Source organism: Clostridioides sp. ES-S-0001-03 (genome assembly GCF_020676075.1).
GTDB lineage: Bacteria > Bacillota > Clostridia > Peptostreptococcales > Peptostreptococcaceae > Clostridioides.
On the sequence record NZ_JACVWJ010000002.1, the window covers coordinates 258,311 to 276,246 of the forward strand.

Consider the following 17,936-nt stretch of genomic DNA (forward strand, 5'->3'; position numbering starts at 1 on the left):
TATAAATCTTAATATTAGCAAAATTTTTATGCTATAATATTAATTCTAAGTAAATATAAGTGAGTAATAGATAGAAATAGAGAAAAAGTGGTAATAATATATATATAATGTTAGGAAAGGAGGATATAAATGGAAAGTGTTAAGGAATATTTAGATAAATTAGAAATTAATAACAGCGGTCTTGGAAAGCAACTTAAAGAAGTTTACATAAGTAGAGTAGTTTATTTTAAAGAAAATAAAATTGTTTATTTTTACCTGACATCTAAAGATATTGTTTCACATGAACTTTTAGATAAATTTAGAGAAGAATTGATGTATAAGCTTGATTATTTTAAAGATATAAAGATGAAAATAAGATTTACTGGGTTTGAAAGAAAATCTAACAAAGATGTTATAAAAAAATATTGGAATAATATCTTGTATATATTAAAGTACCTGTGTCCATCCATTGCAGGATGGTATAAGCAAGTTGAATTTCTTTGTTTAGATGAAGAATTAAAAATAAAACTCCCAAAGGGTATATTTTATGAGAGATTAATAAAAAAAAATGTAGTTCATGTACTTAAAACTGTTCTTAGTGAAGAATTGGGATTGGATTTAGATATAACTATTGAAAAAGCTGTTGATGAAAAGGTAAATGTAGAAAGACTTATAAGAATAAATGATAGAGAAATGGAAGAAAAAATTAGAGCATTGGAAATTGGACAAATTAATAAGTGTGAAGAAAATGAAGAAGAAGGCTATGTTATTAAATCAGAAGTTGACGAAAATTTAGTCTATGGAGATAATGCAAATGCTATGATTGAAAATATATCTAGCTTAAATGCCTCTTCTGGAACAGTTGCAGTTGTTGGAGATATATTTGATGTTGAGACTAAAGAACTTAAAAATGGAAAAATACTTATGATAGCATCAATTACAGATTATACTAGTTCAATAAGTTGTAAGCTATTTTTAACAGATACCAATAAAGATGGAGTACTTGAAAATGTTAAAAAAGGAGCTTATTTAAAACTTAAAGGTGACATAGTTTATGATACATATCAAAGAGAAATTAGTATGATGATTAGTGGAATTAGACAAGAAGCTAGACCAGAGAGAAAAGATACTTCAGAAGAAAAAAGGGTGGAGCTTCATGCACATACTCAGATGTCTTCTATGGATGCTATTTGTTCTGTTAAAAAACTTGTAGAACGTGCAGCAAAATGGGGACATCCAGCGGTTGCTATAACAGACCATGGTGTTGTACAGGGATTCCCAGATGCTATGAATGCTGGTAAGGCAAACAACATAAAAATACTTTATGGAGTAGAAGGGTATTTAGTTGAAGATGATTCTCTTATTATAGAAGATGCAAATGATAAAGAACTTTCTCAGACGTTTGTTGTATTTGATATAGAGACTACTGGATTTTCTAATACAAATGATAAAATAACTGAAATTGGTGCTGTAAAAATAGAAAATTTTAAAATTGTAGATAGATTTAGTGAATTAATAAATCCTGAAAAAGATATTTCGTATAAGATACAAGAATTAACAGGAATAACTAATGAATTGATTAAAGATAAGCCAACTATTGAAGAAGTTCTTCCAAGATTTATGGAGTTTGTTGGAGATAGTGTACTAGTTGCACATAATGCGGAGTTTGATACTGGATTTATATCACAAAAGTGTAGAGAACAGGGGATAATGTATAATCACAAAAAAGTAGATACACTTATGTTAGCCAGAGTAATGCTTCCCAAGTTAAAAAGACATAGATTAAATGTTGTTGCTAAAGAGCTTGGCATACCTCTTTTAAACCACCATAGAGCAGTTGATGATGCGGAAGCAACTGCACTTATATTTAATAAATTTTTACAGATGCTTACAGAAAAAGGTGCCAAAACTTTAAGTGATGTGAATAATATTCTTGGAAAAATCGATTATACAAAGCTTAGTACAAATCATATAACTTTGATAGCAAAAAATTCTATAGGTATAAAAAACTTATATAAAATAATTTCAGATGCACATGTAAATCATTTTTTTAGAGCCCCAAGAATCCTTAGAAGTATTTTAAATGAGTATAAGGAAGGTCTCATAATTGGTTCCGCTTGTGAAGCAGGGGTTGTTTTTCAAGCTGTAAAGAAAAATGTATCTGATGAAGAAATGAAAAAAATAATAGATTTATATGATTATATAGAAGTAATGCCTATAGATAACAATAGGTTTATGATTGATAAAGGAGAAGTAAAGGATGAAGAAGAGCTGAGAGAATTAAATAGAAAATTAATTGATACAGCTAAGAGGTTTAATAAAATTCCAGTAGCTACTGGAGATGTGCATTTTTTAGATAAACATGAGGCTGTTTTAAGAAAAGTTCTAAAGTATTCTCAAGGATTTAAGGTAGATGAAGAAGAGACTTATTTACATTTTAGGACAACAGATGAAATGTTGGAGGAGTTTAGTTATCTTGGAGAAGAATTAGCATATGAAGTTGTGGTTGAAAATAGTAATTTGATTGCTGATATGGTTGAAAATATAAAACCTATACCAGATGATACATATCCACCAATTATAGAAGGTTCAGATGTAGAATTAAGGGAAATGTGCTATGAAAAAGCTAAACGGATTTATGGAGAGCCAATACCAGAAATAGTTCAAAAAAGATTGGATAGAGAATTAAATTCAATAATAAGTAATGGATATGCAGTTATGTATATTATAGCTCAAAAACTAGTTGCAAAATCTCTTTCAGATGGGTATTTGGTTGGTTCAAGAGGTTCTGTTGGTTCATCATTTGCAGCTACTATGAGTGATATAACAGAAGTTAATCCTCTACCAGCTCACTATATTTGTGAAAATGAAGATTGTAAATATTCCTTTTTTTATGAAATAGGTGAATGGGGGTCAGGTGTTGACTTGCCAGATAAGGATTGTCCAAAATGTGGAAGAAAACTTGCTAAAAATGGTCATGACATTCCGTTTGAGGTTTTCTTAGGTTTTGAAGGAGATAAAGAACCAGATATAGACCTAAATTTCTCAGGAAATTATCAGCCAACAATCCACAAATACACCGAAGAATTATTTGGAGAGGGATATGTATATAGAGCAGGAACTATAGGTACAGTAGCAGAAAAAACAGCTTTTGGATATGCAAGAAAATATGTAGAAGAAAATAATATAAGTGTACCAAATGCGGAGGTACTTAGACTTTCAAATGGGTGTACTGGCGTAAAAAGAACCTCAGGACAGCATCCTGGTGGAGTTATGGTTATACCAGACTATAAAGATGTATATGATTTTACACCTATACAATATCCAGCAAATGATACTTCTTGTGGCGTTATAACTACTCACTTTGATTATCATTCAATAAGTGGTAGGATACTTAAACTTGATATACTTGGACACGACGGTCCTACTATCATAAGAATGCTTGAAGATATTACTGGAATAAATATAACTGAAATTCCTCTAGATGATGAAGAGACTATGTCTTTATTTACATCTACAGAAGCGTTAGGAGTTACACCAGAAGAGATAAATTGTCCTATAGGATGTCTTGCTGTACCTGAATTTGGAACTAAGTTTGTACGACAAATGCTCCTTGATACAAAACCTACTACATTTGCAGAGCTCGTACGTATATCTGGTCTTTCTCATGGTACGGATGTTTGGGTAAATAACGCACAAGATTTAGTTAGAGAAGATATAGTGGGATTAAAAGATGTTATATCTACACGAGATGACATAATGAACTACTTAATATTTAAAGGCTTACCTCCTAAGATGAGTTTTACAATAATGGAGAGTGTAAGAAAAGGGAAAGGTTTAAAACCAGAACATATTGAAGAAATGAAGAAAAATAATGTTCCAGAATGGTATATAGGTTCGTGTAAAAAGATTAAATATATGTTCCCCAAAGCACATGCTGTTGCTTATGTTATGACCTCATTTAGAATTGCATATTGTAAAGTACATTACCCAGAAGCCTTTTATGCAACTTACTTTACTACAAAGGTGGAAGATTTTGATGCAGATTTAATTGTTAAAGGTTTAGATACTATAAAATCAAAAATAAATGAGATTGAAGCATTGGGAAATGATGCAACTACAAAGGAAAAAGGTATGTTGACCGTATTAGAAGTTGCACTTGAAATGTATGCAAGGGGGATAAGGCTGTTACCAGTTGATATATATAAATCGGATGCAAGTGACTTTATAGTTGTTGGAGAAAAAACATTACTTCCACCAATGGCAGCAATACAAGGTCTTGGAGGAAATGCAGCTTTAAATATTCAAAATGAAAGAAAAAATGGTGAGTTTATATCAAAAGAAGATTTAAGAAAGAGAGCAAAAGTATCAAAAACAGTAATAGAAACACTTACTAATCATGGCTCACTTGAAAATATGAGTGATGAAAACCAATTGTCACTGTTTTAGGTTAGTTCAAAAAGTTGCAAATAAAAGAATTTTATGATATCATAGTATAGAAAATAGTATACTTTGCAGAAACTAAGAGTGAGACAGCTGTTCTCACTCTTTTATTTTAAATATATTATTAAGAACTATTTTAAATTTATTAAATACATTTAATTTAAAAATTATTTAATAAATTTAAAATAGTCATTTACAATTGAATAGGAGGTAATTTAATGAAAAAAGATTTAGAAGTAGCAATTGAAGAAATTGTAACTAAAATAACGGATGAACATGGATTTGAAATGGTTGATGTTGAATATGTAAAAGAAGCGGGAGAATACTACTTAAGAGTATACATAGATAAAGAAGAAGGAATATCTTTAAACGAATGTGAATTAGTTAGTAGAGAACTAAGCCCAATATTAGACGAAAAAGACCCTATAAAAGAGAATTATTTCTTAGAAGTATCTTCTCCAGGGCTTGATAAAGCACTAAAAAAAGACAGAGATTTTGCTAGATACCAAGGTAGAGATGTAGATTTAAAATTATATAAACCATTAAATGGATGTAAACAATTTGAAGGTGAACTTGTAGGATTAACAGAAGATAATAATATAAAAATCATTATAAATGGTGAAGAAATGGAATTTAATAGAAAAGATGTTGCTATTGTTAGATTAGCAATAAAGTTTTAGTGGTATATTAAATAGGGAGGAAATAAAAAATGAATCATGAATTTATGGAAGCACTAAATGAATTAGTAGTTGATAGAGGTATAGATAAAGAAATACTTATAGATACTATAGAGCAAGCTCTTTTAACTGCATACAAAAAAAACTTTGGTTCAGCACAAAATGTTAGAGTTGAGTTTGATAGAGACAAAGGCGATATAAAGGTGTTTTCTCAAAGAGTAGTTGTCGATGAATCAGACTTGTATGATACTTTCTTAGAAATAGAGTTAGCAGATGCTAGAGAAATAAACCCTAATTATGAACTGGGTGATATTATAGAGCATGAAGTTACACCTAAAAACTTTGGGAGAATTGCAGCTCAGACAGCAAAACAAGTAGTTGTTCAAAGAATAAGAGAAGCTGAGAGAGAAATAGTGTATAATGAATTTATAGAAAAAGAAAATGAAATAGTTACAGGAGAGGTTGCTAGAGCAAATAAAAATATTGTTTATGTAAATCTTGGAAGAATAGAAGGGATAATGACTCAAAGTGAACAAATCCCATTTGAAAATTATAAAGCAGGTCAAAAAATAAAATTCTATATACTTGAAGTTAAAAAGACTAACAAAGGACCTCAAATAGTTGTATCAAGAAGTCATCCAGGTCTAGTAAAGAGATTATTTGAAGAAGAAGTTCCTGAAATATATGAGGGTATAGTTCAAATAAAATCAGTAGCAAGAGAAGCTGGGTCAAGAACTAAAATGGCAGTAAGATCTATAGATGAAAAAATAGACCCAATTGGAGCTTGTGTAGGTCCAAAAGGACTTAGAGTAAAAAATATAGTGGATGAACTTGGTGATGAAAAAATAGATATAATAAAATATAGTGAAAATCCAGCAGAGTTTATATCAGCAGCACTTAGCCCATCAAAAGTTGTTAAAGTAGATATAAATGAAGATGAAAAATCTGCCTTAGTTATTGTTCCAGATTATCAGCTATCACTTGCTATAGGTAAAGAAGGCCAAAATGCAAGACTTGCAGCAAAATTGACAAACTGGAAGATAGATATTAAGAGCGAATCTCAAGCAGAACAAGAAATGATAAATCTTGAAAATTCCAAAGAAATAGAAGATGAGGGTATTAAAGCTGAATTTATCAATCAAGATGAGTTAGATATCTCAGATGATAATTTCAAAGAAGAAGAGTAAGGAGGGATGGCTTTGAAAAAAGTAAAAAAAGTGCCTCAAAGAAAATGCATAGCGTGTCAAGATAGAGACTCTAAAAAAGAGCTTATAAGAATAGTTAAAAATAAAGAAGGAAAAATATTTTTAGACCCAACAGGAAGAGCTAATGGAAGAGGAGCATATGTGTGCAAAAGCTCTGAATGTCTAAAAAAAGCTATAAAAAGCAAAGCATTAAATAAAGCTTTTAAAATTGATGTTCCTGATGAAGTCTATGATAATCTACTTATGGAGTTAGAAGAATATGAAAAATAATAAAGAAAAGATACACTCGTTCTTAGGACTCGCAACTCGTGCAGGGAAAATAGTGTCTGGTGATGATTCAACTTTGCTTGACTTAAAAAAAGGAAAAGTAAAATTAATTTTAATTGCAGAAGATGCATCAAATAACACAAAAAAACTTTTTAAAGATAAATCAACTTTTAGAAATATTCCATATCTATTTTTTTCAACAAAAGATGAAATAGGATTTGCAATAGGAAAATCTCCAAGAGCAGTCGTAGGAATAAAAGATGAAAATTTTGCTAAAAAGATAATTGAACTAATAGAAATTTAAAATAAAATAGGGGGTGATCTTGTGTCAAAAACAAGAGTATACCAAATAGCAGAAAAATTAAATATATCAAATGAAGAGCTTATAAATAAGTTAGCTGAATTAGATATTAATGTAACTGACAAAGATTCAGTATTAGAAGGTGAAGCGTTAGAATTAGCACTTGAAGTGTTAAGTGAAGATTCATCTCAAGAAAATGGAAATATTATAGAAATAGATGGACAGTTGACAGTACAAGTATTGGCAACTAAATTAGATAAATCTCCATCAGAAATAATTATGAAGCTTATGAAAATGGGAACTATGGCAACAATAAATCAAGAGATAAATTTTGAGATTGCTGCTTTAGCTGCCAAAGACTATGGATTTGAATTAACAGTAGCAGAAAGTGATGATACAGAAGCTTTAGAAATAGAAGCTTTAATGGAAATTGAAGAAGATAATGAAGAGGATTTAAAACCTAGACCACCAGTTGTTACAGTTATGGGACATGTTGACCATGGTAAAACATCTTTACTAGATGCAATAAGAAAAACTGATGTAATTTCAGGTGAAGCTGGAGGAATAACTCAGCATATAGGTGCTTCAGAAGTTAAAATTAATGGACAAAAAATAGTCTTTTTAGATACACCAGGGCATGAGGCTTTCACATCAATGAGAGCAAGAGGAGCACAAGTTACAGATATAGCAATATTAGTTGTTGCAGCAGATGATGGTATAATGCCTCAAACAGTAGAAGCAATAAACCATGTTAAAGCAGCAGGAGTACCTTTAATAGTTGCTATAAATAAAATAGATAAACCAGGTGCAAACCCAGATAAAGTTAAACAAGAATTAGCAGACCAGGGATTATTAGTTGAAGACTGGGGTGGAGAAGTAATAGCAGTTCCAGTATCAGCTAAGAAAAAAGAAGGAATAGATACACTTTTAGAAATGGTATTGTTGGTTGCTGAAATAGAAGAATTAAGAGCCAATCCAAATAAAAGAGCAGTAGGAACTGTTATAGAAGCTGAGCTTGATAAGGGAAGAGGTCCAGTTGCAACAGTACTTGTTCAGGGTGGTACTCTAACAGTAGGTGATCCAATTGTTGCAGGTGTTGCATGTGGTAAAGTTAGAGCAATGATAAATGCAAAAGGAAAAAGAGTAAAAACAGCAGGTCCATCTACAGCAGTGGAAATATTAGGGCTATCAGAAGTTCCACAAGGTGGAGACCAATTTGTTGAGGTTCCAACAGATAAAATTGCTAGAAGTGTAGCAGCAAGAAGACAACAATTATTTAGAGATGAGATGTTAAAATCAACTCAAAGATTATCACTAGATGCTTTATTTAGTCAAATGAGTGAAGGTGCTATAAAAGACCTTAACATAGTTATAAAAGCAGATGTACAAGGTTCAGTACAAGCAGTTAAACAATCTTTAGAAAAATTATCAAATGAAGAAGTACAGGTTAAAGTAATACATGGAGGTGTTGGAGCTGTAACAGAATCAGATATATTACTTGCAGCAGCCTCTAATGCAATAATAATAGGATTCAATGTAAGACCAGTTCCAGGTGCAGAATCTCTAGGAGAAAAGGAAAATGTTGATATAAGAACATATACTATAATATACAAAGCTATAGAAGATATACAAGCTGCTATGACTGGTATGTTAGACCCTGAATATGTTGATGAAGAAACAGGAAAAGCTGAAATAAGAGAAATATATAAAATATCTGGTATTGGAACAGTAGCTGGATGTTATGTAACTAATGGTAAAATATTTAGAAACTGTAAAATAAGATTAGTTAGAGATAGTATAATAATACATGAAGGTGAACTGGCAGCACTTAAGAGATTTAAAGATGATGTAAAAGAAGTTAATTCTGGATACGAATGTGGTATGAGTTTTGTAAATTATAATGACATAAAAGAAGGCGACATAGTAGAAGCTTATATAACTAAAGAAGTAGAAAGAAAATTATAAATTCGTATCAAAGAAAATCAGTTAGTAAAGAAGGTCGATGGTATGGCATCATATAATAGAACAAGAAGAATTGCAGAAGAAATAAGAAAAGTAGTAAGCACTATGCTTATAAATGGAGTAAAAGACCCTAGAATAACATCTTTGGTAAGTGTAACTGATGTAGAAGTTACAAATGACCTAAGATATGCTTATGTATATGTAAGTATTCTAGGTGGAGATGAAGAATCCACATTAGCAGGACTTAAGAGTGCTGGAGGGTATATAAGAAGAGAAGTAGGAAAAAATATAAAGCTTAGATATATTCCTGAGATAATATTTAAACTTGATGATTCAATAGAAAAAGGAATGTATATGGATAGCCTTATAAAGAGAGTAAATGAAAAAAATACTCAAAAAAATGAGGATGAAAATTATGATGAATAATATTGATAGTATTATAAATTATATATATGAAGGTGACTATTTTATAGTTACCTCTCATATTAGTCCAGATGGAGATAATATTGGTTCCACACTTTCAATGTATTATACACTAAAAAATTTAGGGAAAAATGTATATTATGTACTTGATGATGAAGCTCCATTAAATTTAAAGTTTTTAGTTGAAGGTATAGAAATTTATAAGTCTCATGAATTTGATATAAATAAGTATTCTCTAATTGCACTTGACTGTGGAGATAAGATGAGAATATGTGTAAGTGATGAAATCAAAAATAATGCATCAAAAGTAATCTGTATTGACCATCATGCGAGTAATGATTCATATGGAGACTTAAACTATGTAGATATTGATGCATCTTCTACTTGTGAACTAGTGTATAATTTATTGGTTAGATTTCAAGAAATAAAAGACATTAAGATTATAAATAAAGACATAGCAACATGTTTATACACAGGTCTTGTAACTGATACCGGAAATTTTTCCTATTCAAATGTGCATGCAAGTAGTTTTGAAATGGCAAAGGATTTACTTATTTTGGGTGCAGAAAAAAATACTATAATACAAAATATATATCAAAGTAATTCTTCTGATTATTACAAATTATTAGGTGAAGCTTTGAAATCTTTGGAGATATTTGATTCAAAGGTATCTAGTATAATTTTAACTCAGGATATGATGAATAGGAATAACATGAGTTTCAATGATGTTGATGGTATAACAACATATACTAGAGATATAAAGGATATTGAAGTTGGAATTTTATTTAAAGAAAAAAAACAAGATGAAATTAAAGTGAGTTTTAGGTCAAAAAATTATGTTGATGTAAGTGAAATAGCTAAGGTATTTGGTGGCGGTGGTCACATAAGAGCTGCTGGATGCACTATCAAAGATAGTATTGATAATGCTAAAAAAATGGTATTAGAGGCAGTGTTAAAATCAATTTAAGGTGACAATAAAATGAATAAGATTATAAATATATTGAAGCCTACAGGTATGACGTCTCATGATGTTGTAAGTAGGGTAAGAAAGATTTTAAATATGAAAAAAGTTGGGCATACAGGTACTCTTGACCCAGATGCATCAGGTGTTTTACCAATATGTATAGGAAAAGCTACAAAAGTATGTGAACTTATTTTAAACAAAGATAAATCGTATATATGTGAACTTACTTTAGGTATAAGTACAGATACCTATGATTCATCTGGCGAAATTATAAAAAAAGTTGATGATTTTAAGTTAAGTAATGAAGATATAGAAAGAGCTTTTGATACGCAAAAAGGTGAAATAGATCAACTTCCTCCAATTTACTCAGCTTTAAAAGTAAATGGAAAGAGAATGTGTGATTTAGTAAGAAGTGGTAGAGGCTCTGAGATTACTTTAAAAACTAGAAGAATAAACATAAAAGATATAAAAATCCTTAGTATAAAAGGTAATAAAGTAATGTTTTATGTTGAATGTTCTAAAGGGACTTATGTGAGAAGCATTTGCCATGATATAGGAGAATATCTAGGGTGTGGAGGACATATGTCGTTTTTAAATAGAACATCTTCTGGCAAATTTAACTTGGAAAATTCGATAACGCTGGAAGAATTAGAATTATTTTATGCAAATGAAACTCTGGATAAACATTTATATGATATAGATTATGTATTGGATTCGTTTAATTATATTGTATTAAACCCTAATGCTATAAAATATTATAGTAATGGTGGTTCAATAGATGATAAGAGATTTTTAAAGAACAATCTCAGTAAAGATGATGAATTTGTAAGAGTATACAGTAAAGATAACTTCTTAGGATTAGGAAAATTATCAAAACATAATAATACAATAAGTGTTAAAAGTGATAAGATGTTTGTATAATCAATGTATTTGAAAAAACACCAAAAGAGATAGTACTATAATAACTTCTATAGTCTATCTCTTTTACTTATGCTATAATAGTTTGTGAATAAGTTAAGAGTAAATTATAATTTTAGCGGGGAAAATTTATTATGGTGATTATAAAATCTATAGCAGAAATAGCAAACATAAAAGAAAGTGTCATTACCATAGGGAATTTTGATGGCATACACAAAGGACATCAAGTTCTTATAAAAAAAGCAGTTGAATATGCAAAAAAAGAAAATATACAGAGTATTGTATTTACATTTGCAAATCATCCTGTAAACTACTTTAGACCAAACTCAACAAAAAATATTATAAGCAATGAGGACAAAATAAGATTATTGGAAGAATTGGGAATAGATATAGTTGTAATCATACCATTTGATGAGTATATGACCAAAATACCTGCAAAGGATTTTGTAGAGGAGATACTAGTAAAAAAATTAAAAGCTAAAAAAATAGTAATTGGACATGACTTTACGTTTGCCAGAGCGAAGGAAGGTAATGTCAATCTATTAAAAAGCTTAGAAGATGAATTTGGTTTTGAGGTGGAAGTAATAAAACCAATCAAAATAAATGATGTAAGAGTGAGTAGTACTTATATTAGAAGTTTAGTATCCCAAGGTGATATGACTAATGTCAAAGAGTATTTAGGTCGTAATTACAAGTTGGAAGGCTGTGTTATACATTCTAAACACCTTGGAAGAACTATTGGATTCCCAACAGCAAATATTGACCTTAAGAATAATATGCTCATTCCAAAGAGAGGTATCTATGCTTCTATTGTACATATTGGAGATGAGGTTTATTTTGGTGCTACAAATGTAGGTTACAACCCAACGGTTAATGGAAAATCTTTGTCTATTGAAACAAATATTTTAGAATTTGACAGAGATATTTATGGTGAAAATATAATTGTTGAATTTTTGGAAAGAATAAGGGATGAGAGAAAATTTAATTCAATAGATGACTTAAAAAATCAATTGTCTAATGACATAAACTATGTATATGAAAACTATGTTTGCAAAAACAGGTAATGTATGATAAAATGATTAAGGAAAATAACCATTACTCAGCTTTTGAATACTCCAATCAATGCTTAGTAATAGGCGTTTCTAAAAAAATACGGAGGTAATCTAAATGATAAACAAAACAGAAATAATCAAAGAATATGGAAGAGTTGAAGGAGATACTGGTTCTCCAGAAGTACAAATAGCTTTATTAACAGCTAGAATAAATGATCTAAATGGACATTTAAAAACTCATAAGAAAGACCACCATTCAAGAAGAGGACTATTAAAAATGGTTGGTAGAAGAAGAAACTTATTAGCTTACTTAAAAGAAAAAGATCTTGAAGGATATAGAGCATTAATAGCTAAATTAGGATTAAGAAAGTAATTTCATTCTTTATAAAAAAGCAGGTATAGTGTATACCTGCTTTTTTATAGTTAATTTATTATAGAGTAAAATAGTTAATAATAAAAGTAATTTATACATTATAAAAAATTATAAAATGAATAATATTGGGTAAGAATATAAGGTAATATATAAATACATAAGCAATTAAAAAGGAAAGACAAGATAAATATAGAAACTTTATACTATAATATTTAGTTGGAATAAGGAGGAAATTATTTTGAAAATAAAGTTAGTATGTGATAGTTTGTGCGATATTCCAGATGAAATATCAAAGAAAGATTATATAGAAATAGTTCCACTTACAGTTATTTTTAATGATAGAGAATACATAGAAGGAGTGGATATAGATAAAGAAGAGTTTTACAAGAAAGTAAAAGAAATAAAACAAATACCTAAGACTTCACAAGCTACATATATGGAGTTTAAAGAAGTATTTGATAAGTTTATAGAAGAGGGATATCATATAATCTGTTTAACAGGTGCATCAAATGCCTCAGGAACTTTTCAAAGTGCTGTAATAGCTAAGAATGATATGAATGAAAAAGAAAAAATACATATATTTGATACTCGAAACTTATCACTTGGTAGTGGGCAATATGTTATAAAAGCCTGTGAACTTATTGAAGAAGGTTTGGGGTTTGAAGAAATAATAAATGAGTTAGAAAACATTCGTAGCAGTATAAGATTACTTTTTGCTCCATATACCCTTGATTTCTTAAAACAAAGTGGAAGGGTTCCAGTAGCAACTGCTTTAATAGGAAATATGTTGAATATAAAACCTATATTTTTCTTTGATAATGGGGAAGCTAAGTTGGTAAACAAGGTCAGAGGAGTAAAAAATATAGCAAGTAAACTAGTAGATATAATTTTAGAAATGAATGAAGGGTCTTTAGAAGGGAAAATAGTAACAATAGGCTGTGGAGATAATCTACATGATTGTAAAATATTAAAAGAAGAAGTAAATAAAAGAATAAAAGCAAGAAGAGTCTTGTTTACTAGAGGTGGAGTTTCTATTTGCTCTCATACAGGGCCAGATATATTAGCTATAAGTTGTTCTAATTAGCAGGAATATAAGCTTCTTGCATATATAGGCAAAGATAATTTTTATATTGTTAATTTATAGTATTTTTGATAATATAGTAAATAGAGTGATATACGTGTTTTTAATAAGAGGAGGACAAGCATTAATGTTTGAACATAAAATATTTAAAATGGATTTCGCAGGGAGAGAACTTTCTGTAGAAATAGGAAAAATTTGTGAAATGACTAACGGTAGCTGTATAGTTAGATACAGCGACAGTATGGTAATGGTAAATACAACTAAGTCAGCTAAGCCTAGAGACGGAATAGACTTTTTCCCTTTAAGTGTAGATTATGAAGAAAAATTATACTCTGTAGGTAAAATACCTGGAGGTTTTTTAAAGAGAGAAGGTAAGCCTTCAGAAAAAGCGATACTTACATCAAGATTGATAGATAGACCAATAAGACCATTATTTCCAAAAGGATTTAGAAATGATGTTCAGGTAGTTGCAACAGTTTTATCAGTAGATCAAGATTGCACACCAGATATAGTAGCAATGATAGGTTCATCTATAGCACTTTCTATATCAGATATACCATTTAATGGTCCAACAGGTTCAGTATGTATTGGTCTTGTAGATGGTGCATTTGTTGTAAATCCAAATGCAGAGCAAAGAGAGAAAAGTTCAATGCATCTAGTTGTTTCAGGTACAAAAGAAGCAATAATGATGGTTGAAGCTGGAGCAGATGAAGTTCCAGATGATATAATGCTTGATGCTATTTTATTCGCTCATCAAGAAATAAAAAAAGTGGTTGAATTTATAGATGGTATAGTTGCAGAAGTTGGAAAAGAAAAAATTGTTGTTGAATTATACCATGCAGGAGAAGAAATAACTCAATTGGTTCGTGAATTTGCAACTGCTAAGATGAAGGACGCAGTTCAAACTTTTGAAAAACTAGAAAGAATGGAAAAGATGGATAGAGTTAAAGAAGAAACTCTAGCTCATTTTGAAGAAACTATTGAAAATTTTGAAGAACTTATTGGTGATATAGAGGAAGTATTACAAGATATAATAAAAGAAGAAGTAAGAAAACTTATAGTGCATGAAAATGTAAGACCAGATAATAGAAAATTAGAAGAAATCAGACCTATATGGTGTGAAACTGGTATGATACCTAGAGCTCATGGTTCAGCTATATTTACTAGAGGACAAACTCAAGTACTTAATGTAGCTACTTTAGGTGCTTTAGGAGATGTTCAAAAGTTAGATGGATTAGATGAAGAAGAAAACAAGAGATATATGCATCACTACAATTTCCCATCATATAGTGTTGGAGAAGCTAGACCATCAAGAGGTCCAGGTAGAAGAGAAATAGGGCATGGTGCTTTAGCTGAGAGAGCTTTACTACCAGTGATACCATCTCAAGAAGACTTCCCTTATGCTATTAGATTAGTTTCTGAAGTATTGAGTTCAAATGGTTCTACATCTCAAGCGAGTGTATGTGGCTCAACATTATCTCTGCTTGATGCAGGTGTACCTATAAGAGACATGGTTGCAGGTATAGCAATGGGACTTATAAAGCATGATGGTAAAGTAGCAGTGCTTTCAGATATACAAGGTATGGAAGACCACTTAGGAGACATGGACTTTAAAGTGGCTGGAACAGAGCATGGTATAACTGCGATACAAATGGATATAAAAATAGATGGTATAGATAAAGAAGTTCTACAACGTGCTTTAAAACAAGCTAAGGAAGGTAGAATCCATATACTAGGAGAAATGAGAAAAACTATATCTCAACCAAAACCAGAGCTTTCACCATATGCACCTAAGATTGTTAAAATGCAAATAAATCCTGACAAAATAAAAGATGTAATAGGACCTGGTGGAAAAATAATAACTAAGATAATAGATGAAACTGGAGTTAAGATAGATATTGAACAAACTGGAGAAGTATTCATATCAGGTATTGAAATTGATATGATTAATAGAGCTCAAGAACTTATAAATAATATAGTTATTGAACCAGAAGTAGGAAAAACTTATAAAGGTAAAGTAAGTAGAATAATGAATTTTGGAGCATTTATTGAAATACTTCCAGGAAAAGAAGGATTACTTCATATATCTCATATAGCTCATGAAAGAGTTGCTAAGGTTGAAGATGTGTTAAATATAGGAGATGAAGTTGAAGTTAAAGTTACAGAAATAGATGAAAAAGGAAGAGTTAACTTATCTAGAAAAGTTCTTTTACCAAAACCAGAGCATAAAAATAAATAATATATTAAATAATTAAAGGCAAAATCCTAGGGTTTTGCTTTTTTTTATTGCTAATATGATAATGACTATTAAATATCGTGTTAATATTGATTTTATTTACAACATATGGTAAATTACTAATAGTATTAGCAATTAAGGAGGTGATAATGTGGACTATATGAAATTAGCACTTGAACTTGGAAAGGTTAAGACGTTGATGGTAAAAATACCACATAAAGATAAAATTGCAGATATACAAAGTGGTGAAAAATTTGTATTGGGTTATTTATCTAAAAATAATAAAAAAGTAAATCCAAAAGAAATAAGTAGTACTATGAATGTTAGTACTGCTAGAATGTCTGCTATTCTTAATCAATTAGAATCAAAGGAAATGATTGAACGCTGTGTTGACCCACAAAATGGTAGACAGACACTAGTTCAATTAATGGCTAAGGGAATACAACAGCAGAAAATAAATGAAAAAGAATTTTTAGAGTATACAGTTGAATTTTTAAAAGCACTAGGTCCAGAAGATGCTATTGCTTACATACGTATTCAAAAAAAGATTATAAAGTTTTTTGAAGATAAAAAATAGAGATATTTCTTAAGTGTTGCTAATAAAAACAGAAAGAAGGTAAAGACATGAGTTTAAATAAGCAATCTAGAAATATGATTTTTGCTGTACTATTGATTGGTTCTATAGTTGGCTCATTACTTCAGACATCTCTTACTACTGCATTGCCAGTTATGATGGGGGATTTAAATATATCAGCCACAACAGCTCAATGGCTTACTAGTGCATATACGCTTGCTATGGGAATTATGGTTCCTGCCACTGCATTTTTGATTAGGAGATTTCCAACAAAACCACTTTTCATTAGTGCTATGAGTCTTTTTGCTGTAGGATTGTTGCTTTCTGCTAGTGCATCTTCATTTACACCCCTTTTGTTTGGGCGTATATTGCAAGCAATGGGGAATGGAGTGTTGCTATCCATGACACAAGTAATAATTTTAACAATTTATCCTGCAGAGCAAATGGGTTCTATAATGGGTATATATGGTTTGGCTGCTGGTGCTGCTCCAATATTTGCTCCAACTCTAGCAGGAATTGTCATTGATATTTTTAATTGGCAAGCTATTTTTTGGTTTTCTTTAGTTATAAGTATTATTGATATTATTATAGCATCTAGAGTGTTACAAAATGTAATAGAGACAAAAAAACAATCATTTGATACGTTTTCTATGATTTTATGTGCAGTAGGATTTAGTGGTCTTTTACTTGGGCTTGGGAATATTGGGACAACTGAGTTTTTTAGTATAAATATTGCTTTACCATTATTTGTAGGGATAGTATCAATTATAGTATTTTCTTTACGTCAGATTCACTCAAAAGAGCCATTTCTAGAACTTCGTATTCTTAAAAATAAAAGTTATAGACTTGCTGTAATTATAAGTATGCTTTTATATGTTGTAATGATGGCAGGTTCCACTTTAATTCCAATATATATCCAGACAGTAAGAGGATTTTCAGCAACTAAGTGTGGTCTCATTATGATGCCAGGTTCTCTTGTAATGGCACTTATAAGTCCTTTTGCAGGTAGATTTTATGATAGGTTTGGAATACGAAAGCTAGTTGTATGTGGAAGTATATTCTTGGCAATAAGTTGTCTTGGTGTATCTTTTGTAGGAGAAGATACTTCAGTATTGTATATCTCTGCTTTTTATATTATACGTCTGATAGCTATTGGATTAATTATGATGCCTATTGTTACCTGGGGAATGAGTGTGCTTGGTGAAAAAAATATTGCTCACGGAACAGCATTACTTACTTCATTGCGTACAATAGCTGGTGCTATTGGCTCAGCAGTTTTTGTTGCAGTAATGACAACTGCTACAGTAACATCACGAGGTATGACAAATGCTACAGCAAATGTATTTGGAATGGATGTTGCATTTATTTGTATTTCAATTGTTGCAGTAGTTCAGCTTTTAGTGGCTTTCTTTTTTATAGAAAGAAAAAGTTTAAAGAAATCAACAAACTAAAGCTGATTTGTAGATTTTAAAAGCACAATT

Annotated in this window: 15 protein-coding genes; all 15 read left to right on the forward strand. The window is 30.4% G+C overall.

Features of this window, described 5'->3' with window-relative positions; translation table 11 throughout:
* Nucleotides 1–129 precede the first annotated feature (129 nt).
* The 15 genes from IC174_RS04400 to IC174_RS04470 all read left to right on the forward strand — a co-directional run bounded on the left by IC174_RS04400 (nt 130) and on the right by IC174_RS04470 (nt 17,906).
* Nucleotides 130–4,428 carry a PolC-type DNA polymerase III gene (locus IC174_RS04400; RefSeq protein ID WP_227482248.1) on the forward strand — a complete coding sequence of 1,433 codons (4,299 nt, stop codon included), beginning with the start codon at nt 130–132 and terminating at the stop codon, nt 4,426–4,428.
* A gap of 212 nt (nt 4,429–4,640) precedes the next feature.
* Nucleotides 4,641–5,102 carry a ribosome maturation factor RimP gene (gene rimP / locus IC174_RS04405; protein ID WP_227434216.1) on the forward strand — a complete coding sequence of 154 codons (462 nt, stop codon included), beginning with the start codon at nt 4,641–4,643 and terminating at the stop codon, nt 5,100–5,102.
* A gap of 29 nt (nt 5,103–5,131) precedes the next feature.
* Nucleotides 5,132–6,286 carry a transcription termination factor NusA gene (gene nusA / locus IC174_RS04410; protein WP_227434217.1) on the forward strand — a complete coding sequence of 385 codons (1,155 nt, stop codon included), beginning with the start codon at nt 5,132–5,134 and terminating at the stop codon, nt 6,284–6,286.
* A 6-nt stretch (nt 6,287–6,292) separates the two neighbouring features.
* Nucleotides 6,293–6,574, forward strand: coding sequence for an RNase P modulator RnpM (gene rnpM / locus IC174_RS04415; protein ID WP_227434218.1), 282 nt, complete (start codon nt 6,293–6,295; stop codon nt 6,572–6,574).
* On the forward strand, nt 6,564–6,875 hold the full coding sequence (locus IC174_RS04420) for a L7Ae/L30e/S12e/Gadd45 family ribosomal protein (RefSeq protein ID WP_227434219.1): 312 nt from the start codon (nt 6,564–6,566) through the stop codon (nt 6,873–6,875). Before rnpM ends, IC174_RS04420 begins: the two co-directional genes overlap by 11 nt.
* 21 nt (nt 6,876–6,896) lie before the next feature.
* Complete coding sequence (gene infB, locus IC174_RS04425) at nt 6,897–8,837, forward strand: translation initiation factor IF-2 (protein WP_227434220.1); 1,941 nt, start codon at nt 6,897–6,899, stop codon at nt 8,835–8,837.
* Between the two features lie 42 nt (nt 8,838–8,879).
* Nucleotides 8,880–9,260, forward strand: a complete 381-nt coding sequence (rbfA, locus tag IC174_RS04430; protein WP_227434221.1) for a 30S ribosome-binding factor RbfA — start codon at nt 8,880–8,882, stop codon at nt 9,258–9,260.
* Complete coding sequence (locus IC174_RS04435) at nt 9,241–10,224, forward strand: DHH family phosphoesterase (protein ID WP_227482249.1); 984 nt, start codon at nt 9,241–9,243, stop codon at nt 10,222–10,224. The genes rbfA and IC174_RS04435 overlap by 20 nt, the downstream gene beginning before the upstream one ends.
* Nucleotides 10,225–10,236: 12 nt before the next feature.
* Nucleotides 10,237–11,142, forward strand: a complete 906-nt coding sequence (truB, locus tag IC174_RS04440) for a tRNA pseudouridine(55) synthase TruB (RefSeq protein WP_227434223.1) — start codon at nt 10,237–10,239, stop codon at nt 11,140–11,142.
* A 131-nt stretch (nt 11,143–11,273) separates the two neighbouring features.
* A complete protein-coding gene (locus IC174_RS04445) occupies nt 11,274–12,203 on the forward strand; it encodes a bifunctional riboflavin kinase/FAD synthetase (RefSeq protein ID WP_227434224.1) in 930 nt (309 codons plus the stop codon).
* A 103-nt stretch (nt 12,204–12,306) separates the two neighbouring features.
* Complete coding sequence (gene rpsO / locus IC174_RS04450) at nt 12,307–12,564, forward strand: 30S ribosomal protein S15 (RefSeq protein ID WP_227434225.1); 258 nt, start codon at nt 12,307–12,309, stop codon at nt 12,562–12,564.
* 238 nt (nt 12,565–12,802) lie between these two features.
* The gene (locus IC174_RS04455; RefSeq protein ID WP_227482250.1) at nt 12,803–13,648 is read left to right on the forward strand and encodes a DegV family protein; all 846 of its coding nucleotides are present in this window, start codon (nt 12,803–12,805) and stop codon (nt 13,646–13,648) included.
* A 124-nt stretch (nt 13,649–13,772) separates the two neighbouring features.
* Nucleotides 13,773–15,884 carry a polyribonucleotide nucleotidyltransferase gene (gene pnp, locus IC174_RS04460; RefSeq protein ID WP_227434227.1) on the forward strand — a complete coding sequence of 704 codons (2,112 nt, stop codon included), beginning with the start codon at nt 13,773–13,775 and terminating at the stop codon, nt 15,882–15,884.
* A gap of 157 nt (nt 15,885–16,041) precedes the next feature.
* Nucleotides 16,042–16,458: a MarR family transcriptional regulator gene (locus IC174_RS04465; RefSeq protein WP_227482444.1), complete on the forward strand. Its 417-nt coding sequence runs from the start codon at nt 16,042–16,044 to the stop codon at nt 16,456–16,458.
* A gap of 47 nt (nt 16,459–16,505) precedes the next feature.
* Nucleotides 16,506–17,906 carry an MDR family MFS transporter gene (locus IC174_RS04470; RefSeq protein WP_227482251.1) on the forward strand — a complete coding sequence of 467 codons (1,401 nt, stop codon included), beginning with the start codon at nt 16,506–16,508 and terminating at the stop codon, nt 17,904–17,906.
* The last annotated feature ends 30 nt before the right edge of the window (nt 17,907–17,936 follow it).

What these genes read in the sequence shown, in the direction of transcription:
- pnp (WP_227434227.1), top strand. Translation starts at nt 13,773, where the DNA reads ATGTTTGAACATAAAATATTTAAAATGGATTTCGCAGGGAGAGAACTT.
- IC174_RS04420 (WP_227434219.1), top strand. Translation starts at nt 6,564, where the DNA reads ATGAAAAATAATAAAGAAAAGATACACTCGTTCTTAGGACTCGCAACT.
- rimP (WP_227434216.1), top strand. Translation starts at nt 4,641, where the DNA reads ATGAAAAAAGATTTAGAAGTAGCAATTGAAGAAATTGTAACTAAAATA.
- rnpM (WP_227434218.1), top strand. Translation starts at nt 6,293, where the DNA reads ATGGCTTTGAAAAAAGTAAAAAAAGTGCCTCAAAGAAAATGCATAGCG.
- IC174_RS04445 (WP_227434224.1), top strand. Translation starts at nt 11,274, where the DNA reads ATGGTGATTATAAAATCTATAGCAGAAATAGCAAACATAAAAGAAAGT.
- IC174_RS04470 (WP_227482251.1), top strand. Translation starts at nt 16,506, where the DNA reads ATGAGTTTAAATAAGCAATCTAGAAATATGATTTTTGCTGTACTATTG.
- rbfA (WP_227434221.1), top strand. Translation starts at nt 8,880, where the DNA reads ATGGCATCATATAATAGAACAAGAAGAATTGCAGAAGAAATAAGAAAA.
- IC174_RS04400 (WP_227482248.1), top strand. Translation starts at nt 130, where the DNA reads ATGGAAAGTGTTAAGGAATATTTAGATAAATTAGAAATTAATAACAGC.
- rpsO (WP_227434225.1), top strand. Translation starts at nt 12,307, where the DNA reads ATGATAAACAAAACAGAAATAATCAAAGAATATGGAAGAGTTGAAGGA.
- truB (WP_227434223.1), top strand. Translation starts at nt 10,237, where the DNA reads ATGAATAAGATTATAAATATATTGAAGCCTACAGGTATGACGTCTCAT.
- IC174_RS04435 (WP_227482249.1), top strand. Translation starts at nt 9,241, where the DNA reads ATGAAAATTATGATGAATAATATTGATAGTATTATAAATTATATATAT.
- nusA (WP_227434217.1), top strand. Translation starts at nt 5,132, where the DNA reads ATGAATCATGAATTTATGGAAGCACTAAATGAATTAGTAGTTGATAGA.
- IC174_RS04465 (WP_227482444.1), top strand. Translation starts at nt 16,042, where the DNA reads ATGAAATTAGCACTTGAACTTGGAAAGGTTAAGACGTTGATGGTAAAA.